Annotated in this window: 14 protein-coding genes; 6 read left to right on the top strand and 8 right to left on the bottom strand. The window is 62.7% G+C overall.

The annotated features are described in order from the left end of the window. Nucleotides 1-168: 168 nt before the first annotated feature. Nucleotides 169-1092 carry a LysR substrate-binding domain-containing protein gene (locus P6U25_RS29495; RefSeq protein ID WP_407148264.1) on the top strand — a complete coding sequence of 308 codons (924 nt, stop codon included), beginning with the start codon at nt 169-171 and terminating at the stop codon, nt 1090-1092. 14 nt (nt 1093-1106) lie between these two features. Here the strand turns inward: P6U25_RS29495 and P6U25_RS29490 are convergent, their stop codons facing one another. Together P6U25_RS29490 and P6U25_RS29485 are read right to left on the bottom strand one after the other, a co-directional pair. Then, nucleotides 1107-1700: a thiamine pyrophosphate-dependent enzyme gene (locus P6U25_RS29490; protein ID WP_407148263.1), complete on the bottom strand. Its 594-nt coding sequence runs from the start codon at nt 1698-1700 to the stop codon at nt 1107-1109. Beyond that, nucleotides 1700-2257: a thiamine pyrophosphate-binding protein gene (locus tag P6U25_RS29485; RefSeq protein ID WP_407148262.1), complete on the bottom strand. Its 558-nt coding sequence runs from the start codon at nt 2255-2257 to the stop codon at nt 1700-1702. The genes P6U25_RS29490 and P6U25_RS29485 overlap by 1 nt, the downstream gene beginning before the upstream one ends. A gap of 324 nt (nt 2258-2581) precedes the next feature. On the opposite strand from P6U25_RS29485, the gene P6U25_RS29480 reads away from it, so the two are divergent. Continuing rightward, nucleotides 2582-3607, top strand: a complete 1026-nt coding sequence (locus P6U25_RS29480) for a hypothetical protein (RefSeq protein ID WP_407148261.1) — start codon at nt 2582-2584, stop codon at nt 3605-3607. Nucleotides 3608-3695: 88 nt separating this feature from the next. On the opposite strand, the gene P6U25_RS29475 is transcribed toward P6U25_RS29480, so the two are convergent. Then, nucleotides 3696-4970: a cytochrome P450 gene (locus P6U25_RS29475; RefSeq protein ID WP_407148260.1), complete on the bottom strand. Its 1275-nt coding sequence runs from the start codon at nt 4968-4970 to the stop codon at nt 3696-3698. Nucleotides 4971-5176: 206 nt separating this feature from the next. After that, the gene (locus P6U25_RS29470; RefSeq protein ID WP_407148259.1) at nt 5177-6448 is read right to left on the bottom strand and encodes a cytochrome P450; all 1272 of its coding nucleotides are present in this window, start codon (nt 6446-6448) and stop codon (nt 5177-5179) included. Between the two features lie 267 nt (nt 6449-6715). On the opposite strand from P6U25_RS29470, the gene P6U25_RS29465 reads away from it, so the two are divergent. After that, the gene (locus P6U25_RS29465) at nt 6716-6961 is read left to right on the top strand and encodes a hypothetical protein (RefSeq protein ID WP_407148258.1); all 246 of its coding nucleotides are present in this window, start codon (nt 6716-6718) and stop codon (nt 6959-6961) included. A 207-nt stretch (nt 6962-7168) separates the two neighbouring features. Here the strand turns inward: P6U25_RS29465 and P6U25_RS29460 are convergent, their stop codons facing one another. Further along, on the bottom strand, nt 7169-8317 hold the full coding sequence (locus P6U25_RS29460; RefSeq protein ID WP_407148257.1) for an ABC transporter substrate-binding protein: 1149 nt from the start codon (nt 8315-8317) through the stop codon (nt 7169-7171). 278 nt (nt 8318-8595) lie between these two features. Here P6U25_RS29460 and P6U25_RS29455 point away from each other — a divergent pair, with 278 nt between their 5' ends. Then, nucleotides 8596-9390, top strand: a complete 795-nt coding sequence (locus tag P6U25_RS29455) for a dienelactone hydrolase family protein (protein ID WP_407148256.1) — start codon at nt 8596-8598, stop codon at nt 9388-9390. A gap of 376 nt (nt 9391-9766) precedes the next feature. On the opposite strand, the gene P6U25_RS29450 is transcribed toward P6U25_RS29455, so the two are convergent. Further along, on the bottom strand, nt 9767-9991 hold the full coding sequence (locus tag P6U25_RS29450) for a hypothetical protein (protein WP_407148255.1): 225 nt from the start codon (nt 9989-9991) through the stop codon (nt 9767-9769). On the opposite strand from P6U25_RS29450, the gene P6U25_RS29445 reads away from it, so the two are divergent. Both P6U25_RS29445 and P6U25_RS29440 read left to right on the top strand, forming a co-directional pair. Beyond that, entirely contained in the window at nt 9990-10241 is a 252-nt protein-coding gene (locus P6U25_RS29445) for a hypothetical protein (protein ID WP_407148254.1), read from the top strand. The genes P6U25_RS29450 and P6U25_RS29445 overlap by 2 nt on opposite strands. An 80-nt stretch (nt 10242-10321) precedes the next feature. Beyond that, entirely contained in the window at nt 10322-10726 is a 405-nt protein-coding gene (locus P6U25_RS29440; RefSeq protein WP_407148253.1) for an EF-hand domain-containing protein, read from the top strand. Nucleotides 10727-10752: 26 nt separating this feature from the next. On the opposite strand, the gene P6U25_RS29435 is transcribed toward P6U25_RS29440, so the two are convergent. Then, nucleotides 10753-11748: a LysR family transcriptional regulator gene (locus P6U25_RS29435; protein WP_407148252.1), complete on the bottom strand. Its 996-nt coding sequence runs from the start codon at nt 11746-11748 to the stop codon at nt 10753-10755. Between the two features lie 90 nt (nt 11749-11838). Further along, complete coding sequence (locus P6U25_RS29430; protein ID WP_407148251.1) at nt 11839-12867, bottom strand: MerR family transcriptional regulator; 1029 nt, start codon at nt 12865-12867, stop codon at nt 11839-11841. Between the last annotated feature and the right edge of the window lie 42 nt (nt 12868-12909).

Raw genomic sequence — 12909 nt, 5'->3', positions numbered from 1 at the left:
TTCGCGTGAAGAAAACGCGTCAGAACTAGAATCTAGAGTCCCATTTCGATTCAATCGGAACGGAAAAGGCTCTAGCCGCGGGCAATGCGCCCGCTGTTGTGGGGCCCTGGTAAACTCCCTATGCTGTTTTGTTATAGCGTATGAACCTGCCTTCCAGGATTGGCAAGTATGGATTTCCGCCAGCTTAGGACCTTTGCGTGCGTAGCGGAACTCGGGAGCCTGAGCAAAGCATCCGATACTTTGCGGGTCGCGCAGCCTGCGCTGAGCCGTCAGATCAAGCTGCTCGAGCACGAGCTGCGCACCGAATTGTTCACGCGCAACGGCCGCGGTATGGTGCTGACTGATGCCGGCCGGCTGCTGCTGGCGCGCACCGGCGGTATCGTGAGGCAGATCGACCAGATCCGCGACGACATCCAGTCCGCCGGCGGCGCGCCGTCCGGGCGCGTCGTTCTTGGATTGGTGCCGACGGTGAGCTGCGTGCTGTCGGCGCGGCTGGCGCGCCGCACGATGGAACGCTATCCCGGAATCTCGCTCTGCATCGTCGAGAGCTACAGCGGCCATCTGATCGAGTGGCTGCACCGCGGCGAGATGGACCTTGCCGTGATTTATGGCCCGTCGGTCGATCTGCATCTGGCGGTGCAAAGCCTCGGCCGTGACTCGATCGTCGCGGTCGGGCCGCCCGGCAGCGGGCTGAAGCAGAAGAAGCAGGTCGAGCTCGGCTGGCTGATGCGCCAGCGCTTGGTGCTGCCAAGTCATTCGCACGGACTCCGCGCGCTGATCGAGCATGCGGCGGCGAAGAGGAAGCTCGATCTCGACGTCAGGCTTGAGGCGGATTCGTTCCGCGTGCTGACCAGCCTGGTCGAGGAGGGGCTCGGATACACGCTGTTGCCGCCGTCCTCGGTGCGCGGCGAGGTCGCCGACGGACGGCTCGAGACCGCGCCGATCGCACGGCCCGCGCCGCGGCGCGAGCTGACGCTGGCCTCGCCGGTCGAGCATCCCGGCTCGAACGCGATCACGCTGATCGCGAAGCTGTTGCGCGACGAGGTCGCCGCATGCCGCGCCGAAGGGCTCTGGGATATCCAGCTCACCTGAGCGCGTCTTTGGCATCAAGGCACCGCGAAGCCGAGATGGCCGCGGAAACGGTTCTTGAGATAGCTGCCGTCGCGCGGCGGCAGCGCGCGTTCGAGCTCGCCGGTCGCGATCCTGATCCGTGCCAGCCGCGGGCCGCCCTTGAGGTCGCGCAGGCTCGTGCGGAAGCTTTCGATCCCGGCCATATCAGCGATCTCGGTGATATCAGCGATCCCCGCGCCGCGCGCGATCACGTCGAGCTTCGCCCCCAGGCCGGAATGGCTGAGCTGCATGCCGGTCTCGCCATATTGGCCGTTGTCGAGCAGGGCGATCGAGAGGTTGCCGGGTTGCTTGGTCGCGATTGTCAGCAGGCTGCCGATTCCCATCAGCTGTTCGCCGTCACCGGTGACGACAAGCACGGGCCGCTTTGGTTGCGCCAAAGCGAGGCCGAGGCCGATCATCGCGGCGCCGCCCATCGCGCCCCAGAGATAGAAATTGCCGGGATGCTCGCCGGCAGCGAACACGTCGTAGGTCGAGGAGCCGAGCCCGGAGATCACGAGCAGGTCGCCGCGATCGGTAAGCAGGGCCTTCACGGCGGCGCGGCGATCGATTGTGCCGACAGCAGCAGACATCAGTGCGTCTCCTTCCACTTCTTGCGGCCGATCATCCGCTGCGAGATCAGCACCGCGACCTGCTGGTCGCCGTCAAACGCGAGCGATGCGGCGGCCGAGATCACCTCCTCGGCGTCGTCAGGGTTTTCCAGCCGCAGCACGGTGGCGCCCATGGCCTCGAGCGTCTGCGGCGTCGCCTTGCCCATCGGGATCTGCCAGGGATTGAACTCGGCCCATTCGCCGCGCATCGTCACCAGCGTCAGCAACGGAAAGCGGCAGCTTGCCATCAGCGACAGCATGTTGATGCAGTTGCCGACGCCGCTCGATTGCATCAAGAGCACGGCGCGCTCGCCGCCGAGCCAGGCGCCGGCGGCCAGCGCCACGCCTTCCTCCTCGGTCGTCAGCACCGTGGTCTTGATGTCGGCATCCGCGTGCGACAGCTTGATCAGCCTGGAATGCCCGGCATCGGGGACATAGGACACCTGCGCGACGCCAAAATCCTTCAGCGTCCGATAGATCGCAACCGGCCAGTTCCGGCCGGTTGCGTTGTCCTGGTGAACGGCAATCTGGTCCATCATGGCCTCGGCTAAGGGTGCGCGCAGTGGCGCGTCGTCACACCGAGGGGGCTTAGGGCAGCCGGATGCTTTATACCCTTCGCATCTGGCTCGCGCAGCTATGCCGGGATTTTATAGGGCCTGATGGCGACCGGAGCAATTCGTTGTGCGCCTGCGCAGGGATTTTTCGTGGCTTCGCTTCTTCCGGCGCATGGAAGCGCTGTGACCGCTTTGGAGGCTAAGCTTGGACCAAATGGTAGTACATCCAATATGAGGCTATGTACTTGCGTGCGATCAAGGGTTGCGTTTCAATAGCGCTATTTTGAAACCAATATTTTTGAGGCGAGCATGGCGCAGATTCCGCGAATGAAAATCGAACACCGAACGACGTCAACCGATCCTGAAACAAGACGGTCAAACTCATGGATCGTGTTTGCGCTCGCGATCATGTTTTTTGGAGGAGCTGTCACTCTGGTCTTGGCGGCAAGGTACCTTCAAATCGACCCCGTGTGGGAATTGCTTGCAGTTCCGTTCAACCTAGCAATGACCGGCGCGCTCATCCTGTTCCATTTCTTAAGTTCATCGGCGACCATTGACCGCCAAGTCTATAAGGTTGGAGGAGCGATCGCCGGATTTTTGGTCCTCTTTACCCTCTTCTACAATCTTTCGCGTGAGCCGTTTCTCAGCGAAAGCTCGATAATCAAATTTGCTGAGAGCCCGCTGAGTAAGCGGTTCATACCTATCTCTGATCGATACGAAGATATTGAAAAACTCAAGAATGAAACTTTGACCAAGATCGCAGACTCGACGATTCAGAACCTCAGAGCGACTTTTGATCAATTGGCCCAAGGCACATACACTATCAATGCAGAGGAATTGCCGACTTATCTGTTGCCTATGATCAAAAATTGCAAAACATCCTACTATGCCACTCAGTATGTTTTTCCGGAGAAGTTCTGGGGGCAATACTGGGCTAATCAATATTTTGCCGAGAACGTGAAGGCGGTTAAGGAGCGTAAGGTTGACCTATTGAGGGTATTTATCACGGCTCCGACCGACGGGCCCGAACAAGCCAAAGTCCTTGATGATCTAATTCAAAAGCATATCCAGAATGGTATCTCTCTCCGATTGATAGATCGAGAACAATACTTAAAGTCGCACAATAACAACGACGATGATCTGCAAGACGTCCTGATTGTTGATGGCCAACTATCTGGCTTCCTGATTCTGAATAGGTCCGGCAACTTCAATCGCGTCGAATTCTCGATCAATCGGGACATCATCGAGCAACGAAAGCGCAATTTTGATCGTTTGCTCGCGTCTTCCATGTCGTACGAGGAGTGGAAGACGTCTCATCCGTTGAGGTCGCCCTAGTTTTGCGTCGGGTCAAGACAGAAGGTGCTCGAACCAAGATGTCTGTTTAGACTGTTGCGCCAGCATTAGGTGTGTAGGAGCAGGCGCCTCAACCCGGAATCCGCACCGGAAGGTTCTCAATGCCGCGAACGAAGCTGGAATAGACCCGCTTCGGCTCGCCGACCACCTCGATGCGGTCGAAGCGCTTCAGCATCTCCTCCCAGACGATCCGGAGCTGCAGCTCGGCAAGCCGCATGCCGACGCAGCGGTGGATGCCGAAGCCGAACGACAGGTGGGTGCGCGGCCGGGCGCGATCGATGATGAACTCGTCTGGCCGGTCGATCACCTCGTCATCGCGATTGCCCGAGACGTACCACATCACGACGCGATCGCCCTTCCTGATCCGCTTGCCGCCGATCTCGGTATCGACAAGCGCGGTGCGTCGCATGTGCGCAAGCGGCGTCTGCCAGCGGATCACCTCCGGCACCATGGTGTCGATTAGCGCCGGGTTCTCCTTCAGCTTGCGGAACTGGTCGGGATGTTCGTGCAGCGCCAGCACCGAGCCGCTCATGGTGTTGCGGGTGGTGTCGTTGCCGCCGACGATGAGCAGGATGATGTTGCCCATCAGATTGTCCGGATCCATGTGCCGTGTGGCGTCGCTATGCGCCATCATCGACAGCAGGTCGTTCTTCGGCGGCGCATTGACGCGCTCGTTCCACAGCCTGGAGAAATAGGCGTAGCATTCGTCCATCTCGCGCCGCCGCTGCTCCGGCGATTCCACGATGCCGCTCTTCGGCAGCGCGGTCGAGACATCGGACCAGCGTGTCAGCTTGCGCCGCTCCTCCCATGGAAAGTCGAACAGCGTTGCCAGCATCTGCGTGGTCAATTCGATCGAGACGCGGTCGACGAAGTTGAAGGTCTCGTTGCGCGGCAGATTGTCGAGCACGCTCGCCGAGCGCTGGCGGATCAGCTTCGCGAGCTCGTCCAGATGCGTCGGCGTGAACATCGGCGAGACAGTCTTGCGCTGATGTGCGTGCTTGGGCTGGTCCATCGCGATGAAGCTCGGCCAGTCGTAGCCCGGCGGCACGTCGCGGATCGAGATGCCGCCGAGCGTGGAGTCCGAGGAGAAGATGCCGTGGCTGGTGTCGACATGCATGATGTCGTTGTATTTCACCACCGACCAATAGGGCTCGATCGGCGCATTGGTGCAGTAATGCACCGGCTCCTCCTTGCGCAGCCGCTCGAACCACGGCCACAGCGTGTCGTTCTGGAACAGCCGCGGCGCGCCGGGATGGAAATCCTTCAGCGGCGTCGCATAGGCTTCCTCGCGCGCCTGCCGCAGCAGCTCGGCCTTGTCGGCGTGGATGGGGGTCTGGACGTTCATCACAACTGGCTCCGGGGACGGCTCTTACCTCTCCCGCTTGCGGGGGAGGTCGCTGCGCTCGAAGAGCGCGGCGGGTGGGGGCTTTCTCCACGCGAAGGGTCCCTCTGTGGTGGCACCCCCACCCCAGCCCTCCCCCGCAAGCGGGAGAGGGGGGCAGCTCCGTCGTGGTCGCAGTTCAAATTCAACTCGCTGCTTTTCCTCACACGTCACGCGGCGATGCGCACCGGCAGCGTCTCATAGCCCTTGATGAAGCTGGAATACACCCGCTGCGGCTCCTCCACCACCTCGATCGTGTCGAAGCGCTTGAGGATCTCCTCCCAGATGATCTTGAGCTGCAGCTCGGCCAGCCGCAGGCCGACGCAGCGATGGATGCCGAAGCCGAACGAGATGTGGGTGCGCGGCCGCGCACGCTCGATGTCGAATTCGTAAGGGTTCTCGATCGCCTCCTCGTCGCGGTTGCCCGAGACGTACCACATCACCACCTTGTCGCCCTTCTTGATCTGCCGGCCGCGGAATTCATAATCGGCGAGCGCGGTCCTCCGCATATGGGCAAGCGGGGTCTGCCAGCGGATCACCTCTGGGACAAAGCTGTCGATCAGCGCCGGATTCTCCTTTAGCTTACGATACTGATCGGGATGCTTGTTCAGCGCATAGATGCTGCCGGACAGCGTATTGCGCGTGGTGTCGTTGCCGCCGACGATCAACAGGATCAGGTTGCCGAGGAAATTCTTCGGGTCCATGTTCCGCGTGGCGTCGCTATGCGCCATCATCGAGAGCAGGTCGCTCTTCGGCGGCTGGCTGCTGCGCTCCTTCCAGAGTCTGGCAAAGTAGCTCGCGCATTCCGTCAATTCGGCCTGCCGCTCGTCCTCGGTGGCGACGAGGCCGCCGGCGCCGGGCAGGGTGGTCGCGACATCGGACCAGCGGGTCAGCTTGCGGCGTTCCTCCCAGGGGAAGTCGAACAGCACCGCGAGCATCTGCGTGGTCAATTCGATCGAGACCTTGTCGACCCAGTCGAACACCTCGCCGCGCGGGAGATTGTCGAGGCACTCGGTCGAGCGCTTGCGGATGTTGATGGCGAGTTCGTCAAGGTGCGTCGGCGTGAACATCGGCGCCACGGTCTTGCGCTGTGCCGAATGGCGCGGCTGGTCCATCGCGATGAAACTCTCGCGCCGCAGGTCCGGCGGAACATCGCGGATGGTGATGCCGCCGAGCGAAGCCGCCGAGGAGAACACCGAATGGTTGGTCTCGATGTCCATGATGTCGTTGTACTTGGTGATCGACCAATACGGCCCGAACATCGACTCCTTGCAGTAGTGCACCGGGTCTTCCTTGCGCAGCCGGTCGAAATACGGCCAGAAGGTATCAGTCTTGAACAGTTCGGGATCACCGGGATCGTAGTCCGACAGGGAAAGCGCATGCGCGCGCTCGCGCGCGGCATTCAGATTCGCATCTTCGCCGAGATCGATGGTCCCGTGCATGGGCGGCTCCTCACTGCTCCCTTGTTAATGGTCGCTTGGCCGGAGCGTGGCCGGCGCAGCGATGTTTTACTGAATTACATTCTCATTCCGCGGTTTGCGCAAGTGCCCTCGATGCGCATTTGGCCGCATCGGACAACCGGCCAAGGCGGCCGAATCCGGGCTTTTGCGTCGGGGGAGGGGCGAGGAGCGGATCTGTTGAAAAGTTCAGCAGGATGGGTTGTCTACTGCCTGCGGGCTTTTCTTGATCCGCAGCGAGTGGAGGATCCCATGCCGCGCGATGCCAGATATTGGTTTCCCGCCAAGCGCTACGGTTGGGGCTGGGGGTTCCCGATCACCTGGCAAGGCTGGGTGATCTTCGCAGTCTTTCTCGTTCTCATTGCTGTCGGCGCCGTGCTGTTACCCCGGCACTCGCCGCTGGGCTTCATTGCCTATGTTCTGGTGTTGAGCGGCCTGCTGGTCGGCGTGTGCTGGTGGAAGGGCGAACCGCCGCGATGGCGATGGGGCGGTGACTAGGCGTGATGAGATTAGGTTGAGCTGAAACAGCGTCGGAGGTCACCTCCCCCTTGGGAGAGGTCAACCGAAGCCGCGGCGAAGTCGATTCAACTCAATCTCATCGCGCTTTAGGCGGGGCTGGCGACGTCGGCTCGTACATGATGGCGCGGCCCCGGCAACCGAACGGGGACGCGTGCCAATTGCGGCACCGGCTCAGGTCCGTCACGCCTACTTCATCAGCCGGAATTTGCCGCCCTCCACCTTGATCAGGAATGCCGACCGCTCGTCATAACCGTTGTGGTCGGTCGCGCTCATGGTCGAGAGGCCGTTGTTCAGGTAGACATCCTTGCCGCGCTCCAGCTCGTCGCGCAGCGCTGCGCGGAATTCCGGCGTGCCCGGCTTGGCGACCTTCAGCGCGTGCGGTACCGCACGCTTGAACAAGGCGATGGCGTCCCACAGATGGGCGCCGAAGATATTCGGCTTCTGTCCGTTCACCTTCTCGTAGGATGAGACGAACTCGTCGCGCACCTGCCGGAATGGATCATTCGCCGGCAGATCGTCGGCGATGGTGAACGCCTCGCCGGTGAACACCGCGCCCTCGACATTGGCGCCGCCGAGCTTGATGAATTCCTCCGACGCGACGCCGTGGGTCTGGAAGATCTTGCCGGCATAGCCGCGCTCGCGGAGCGCCTCCTGCGGCAGCACGGCGGGTGTGCCGGCGGAAGCGATGAACACCGCCTCCGGGTTGGTGGCGATCACCTTCAGCGCCTGGCCGGTGGCGCTGGTGTCGGCGCGCGCATAGACTTCATGGGTCGTGACTGAGAGCCCCAAGGTCGGCGCGAGCCGGCTGATCTCCTTGTAATAGCCTTCGCCGTAGCCATCCGACACGCCGATATAGCCGAGCGTCTTGATCCCGGATTTCGCGATGTGCTTGAGGATCGCACCCGCCATCAGGTCGTCGTTGGGCACCACCTTGAACGCCCATCTGCGGCGGTCGTCGATCGGCTGCACGATCGCGGTCGCGGCGGCGAGCGAGATGATCGGCGTCTTCGATTCCTGCGCGACGTCGAGCATCGGCATGGTCACCGGCGTCAGCGAGGAGCCGATCAGGATGTCGACGCCGTCCTGGATGACGAGGCGCCGGGCGTTCTGCGTCCCCTTGGTGGGGTCGGATTCGTCGTCGAGCGCGATGTAGACGACCTTCTCGCCGCCGATCTCCTTCGGCAGCGCCGCAATCGTCCGCATCTGCGGCTGGCCGAGTGCCGAGCCCGGTCCGGACGCGGACACCACGACCCCGACCTTGATGTCCGCATTGGCATCCGGGGCCATCAGGACCGCGCCCGCGACAATCCAAAGTGCGGCAAGAGCCAGCTTCATTGCAAATCCCTCCCGGAAGGTTCTTTTTTATGATGTGCGGCCGACGATAGCAGGACCACCGGCAGCCCCTCATCATATTGATTCCGGACCATGCGTCTGTCCCCCTGATTAGGGACATTGGGCACCTGCGAAGCAGGGAGCGTGCGTACGACCTTCCATCGACGTTGGGCCGATCCCGCTCGTTGAGAAGAATTCGGCCGGCGCATCGACCGGTCAGCCTAGCGCGGGACCCGCTGGCATGCCAATGTGGTGATGTGCCAAACCCGCAGGAGGTCAGCATGCGAACGAATATCCTGGGAGCACTTTGCGCCGTCGCAATGGTTGCGAGCGCAAACGCAGCGGTGAGGGAACAGCCGGTCACCTATACGGACGGCGAGACCACGATGAAGGGCTTCGTCGTCTACGATGACGCGACCCAGGCCAAGCGGCCCGGCATCGTGATGGTGCATGAATGGTGGGGCATCACCAAGCATATCCATAACGAGGCGCGCAAATTCGCGGAGCAGGGCTACACGGCCTTCATCGCCGACATGTATGGCGACGCCAAGACCGCCGACAACCCGAAGGACGCCGGCGCGCTGTCAGGCTCGGTGATGAAGAACCCGAAGGTGATGGAGCAGCGCTTCAATGCCGCGCGGGAGCAACTCGCCAAGCAGGCCTCGGTCAATCCGCAGCAGATCGGCGCCGTCGGCTACTGCTTCGGCGGCGCGGTGGTGCTGAACATGGCGCGCGCCGGCGCCGATCTCGCCGCCGTCGCCGGCTTTCACGCATCCCTCGGTCTCAATACTCCCGCGCCAGCGCCGGGAACGGTCAAGGCAAAAATCCTCATTCTCAACGGCGCGGACGACCCCTTCGTGAAGCGCGAGCAGTACGACGCGCTCAAGAAGGATTTCGACGCGGCGAAGGCCGATTACCGGATCATCGAATATCCCGGCGCCGTGCACGCCTTCACCAACCCGGAAGCCACCGAGCTCGGCAAGAAGTTCAACCTGCCGCTCAGATACGATGCCAAGGTTGACCAGGAGGCGAAGGCCGAAGCCGCTAAGTTCTTTGCCGCTGACCTCAAGAAATAAACAGGAAAGGCCACCGGTGCGGTGGCCTTTTCCGTCCTGGCGCTTTGCGGCCGATACCCGGTCATCAAAAGCGCGATGAGATCAGGTTGAACTGGAGCGGTAACGGAGGCCCATCCTTCGAGACGCCCGCCTTTGGCGGGCTCCTCAGGATGAGGTCTTGTTTTGCGGCACAGTAGTAGACCCTCATGGTGAGGAGCGCCGCTTGCGGCGCGTCTCGAACCACGAGGCCGAGTTCGTGCGCGGCCGCCCAAGGCGACATATGCAATAGCCCTACCATCGGGGAGTGGTGAACCGCCTTTGGCCCAACCGATTGCATCCTCACATATCTTAACTCTGGTCCGACGACCCGGCCGGCGAATTACGGTAGGGCTGCTTACTATTTCTGGTCTTCCGGCTCGCGCATCTTGCGTCCCAGAAACGTGCCGCTGCTTTCGCCGAAGACTTTCATCGTCCGCTCCACGGTCGCCGCGAGCACCTCATATTGCTTGGCCAGCCGCGCGTACAATTCACGCTTTATTGGGTCCGTCGCCAAGTCGCGAGTTAGTGCACATTCCGCAGCATCCTTGCGGAGCTTTTCCAGTCGAGATGCCATGTCGTGCATGTGCGATACCTCCCTTCTGGTGCTGAAAAACTTAGGAGGCCCGATTTTTGTTGGCAAGTGGAACCGCGCGCTGACCCGGGATTTTCAATGCTGGACGAAATGCAACAGCGAAGATTGCGCGATCGACGACAGGCGCGCGTGCGGGAAGCCAGAATTCAACGGTGCCAAGCGCGGCCTTTGGCTCAATTCGGCGCCGACGCGGATGTCGTTCAGCTCAGTCTGCCATGGCCGGTTCTTGCAAACATTGTGATCTGTCGCCTTGGCGGAGGGTGATAAAATTATCCATTGGGGCGAACGATCGGCGACGACGACGCTTGTGAGGAGGTTTCCATGTACAGGCACATCTTGGGGCTGACGACATCTGCTCTCATACTGGCCTATGGCACTGGCGGTGTCTCGGCGCAGGATCAGACGCCGCACCAAGCGGATCATCAACAAACGCAATCGCATGCCATGGGTCAGGACGGTGGGGGCATGATGGGCCATGGGGGTATGATGGGGCACGGTGGCATGATGGGCGATGCCATGATGGGACATATGATGAGCCGCGGCATGATGGGGCCGCCCTTCATGATGCGCATGATGTTTGCCCTGATGGACGGCGACGGCGACGGGACCATCTCGCTGCAGGAGTTTCAGGCCGCTCACGAGCGGATCTTCAGGGCAATGGACACCAATAAGGACGGCAAGCTTACGCTGGAGGAGATGCAAGCGTTCATCCACGGGACGAAGTGATCGGCTTCCCGCAGCAGCCTGAGGCGCTACACGTTTTTCGCAACCTTCCGCGAGCGTGCCGGGCCTGCACCCGCGACCGTGGGCTTGACGTTCCAGAGCGCCCGCACCACGGTGAAGGCGTGCGCGATCGCCGGCTCCTGGCGGCGTGCGGCGAGGCAGGCGAAGCTCAAGTCGCAAGTGAGCTTCACCTTGTCGGCAACCACGAAATTGTGCGGACGCGACAGCCGCGGCGCGAGTACGCTGTCGCGCGCGAGGCTGAGGCAGATGCCTGACTCGACGAAGTCGATCATCGCCTCTTCCTGATCGGTATAGGCGACACGTTTCGGCAATGCGCCGAGCGGGCGGAAGATGTCGTCGAGCAGCCGGCGGTGGCCGGAATGCGTCGGCGTCGCGAGCCAGGGCAGGTGGGCGAGCTCCGCCCAGCCCTTGCCCATCACCCGGTCGCTCCAGCCGAGCGGCGCGATGACGCGGTAGTCGTAGCAAAGCAGCGGCGCGAGCTGGTAGCGTCCATCTGCGATGGTGCGCTCGGTGAAGCTATGGCGTGCGATCTGGTCCGCCGGCGTAGCGTCGACATAGTAGCCGACGTCGAGCTCGCCGCGGCCGATCTGCGCCAGCACGTCATCGCTCACACCGTGGCGCAAGAACACTTCGGTTCGCCGCGGTGACGTGGCGAGGGTGCGCACGAACGGTCCGAGCCTGGTGAATTCGGCATCGAGAATGGTGCCGACACGCAGCGTTCCGCGCTGGGCCTCCTTCAGCGAGTCCGCCGTCGCCTTGAAATCGGACGCCGCCGCCACAGCCTTGTGCGCCAGCGGCAGCAGCGCGACGCCGGCTTCCGTCAGGGTGAAGCCGCCCGGCGTGCGGTTGAAGAGCTGCAGGCCGGTGGTTTCCTCCAGCGCCTTCAGTTGCAGGCTGACCGCCGGCTGGGTCAGCTTCAGCGCCGACGCCGCGCGCGACACGGTGCCTTCACGGGCGACCGTGATGAAGCAGCGCAAGGCCTGGGTGCGGGGGAGCTCGCTCATATCGCCCGCTTTATAGCACACTTCCGGCGATTGATCCGACCGGAACCGGGCGTTCAGGTCGCAGATTGTTGAAAACGAAACCTGAAGTGGTCAGGCCGGCCGCCACGCGATCACCCCCTCGGTGCGCGCGCGAACCTCGGGCGAGGCGAGGCAGGTCGCGACCGCCTCGTAGCCGGGTGCGCCGGCAACCGGCGTGACGCAGGTCGGCAGGCTGTGATTGGCGGGGCAGAGGATGATCGCCTCGTCCTCGCCGACTGCATCGAGATCCAGGATTGCGCTGGATCGCGTGAGGAAGAACAGCGGCCGCGCCCGTGGCCCGCGGCGGCGCAGATCGGCGATCAGGGCTTCCTGGGTGGCTGCATCGAGCCCCTGCTCCAGCAGGTCGATGACGAGGATCGCAGGCCGGTCCGCCAGCAGCGTGGCGAGCAGGGCGGTCAGGGCCGGCGATGTCGCGGCGCCGCCACCCGCGAGCGCGGCTAAGCGCTCGTCGACCTTCGCCTTCAGCCCCGGATCGGCATCGAGGCGCGCGGCAATCGCGGCGCCGTCGTCTGCCGCGCGGTCCAGCCCCACGAAAGCGGCATCGGGCAGCGCTTCCGCCAGGCGCTGCGCGAAGCGAGTCTTGCCGCTGCCGAGCGGCCCGACGATGTAGTTCAGCGGCCTGATCTCGCGCAGCTCGAAGCGCTCGCCACCCCACGGCCAGGGCAGATCGAATGCAATGCCGACCGCCGGCCGCGCCCTGACTACGCCAATGACATCGTGCAGGGCCGGCAGCCTGCCACGGCCAAGCTCGGCGCGCAGGCGGCGGACCCTGGTGATGCTGCTGCCGGATTGTCGAATACGTTCCTTGAGCGCCGCCTCATGCGCGGTCAGCACGCGGCTGAGGATGTCGGCGTCGCCTTTCAGGATCCGCGCGACTTCACCGATGCTGAGACCGAGCGCGCGTAACTCGACGATCTCGGCGCAGCGGGCGATCTCGGCCGGACCATAGGCGCGCCATCCCGCCGGCGTGCGGTGAGGCGCGATCAGGCCGCGCTCCTCATAGAGCCGCAGCGCCTTCGCGGATATGCCGAGCTGCCTCGCAGCTTCGGACGGGCTCAAGAATCTCGCGGCAGCATTCATCGAATCACCTCGCATTGTCTGACCGCCGCCTTATGGAGGCGG

Source organism: Bradyrhizobium sp. ORS 86 (assembly GCF_045571475.1).
Taxonomy (GTDB): domain Bacteria; phylum Pseudomonadota; class Alphaproteobacteria; order Rhizobiales; family Xanthobacteraceae; genus Bradyrhizobium.
This window is presented reverse-complemented; position numbering and strand designations above follow the sequence as displayed.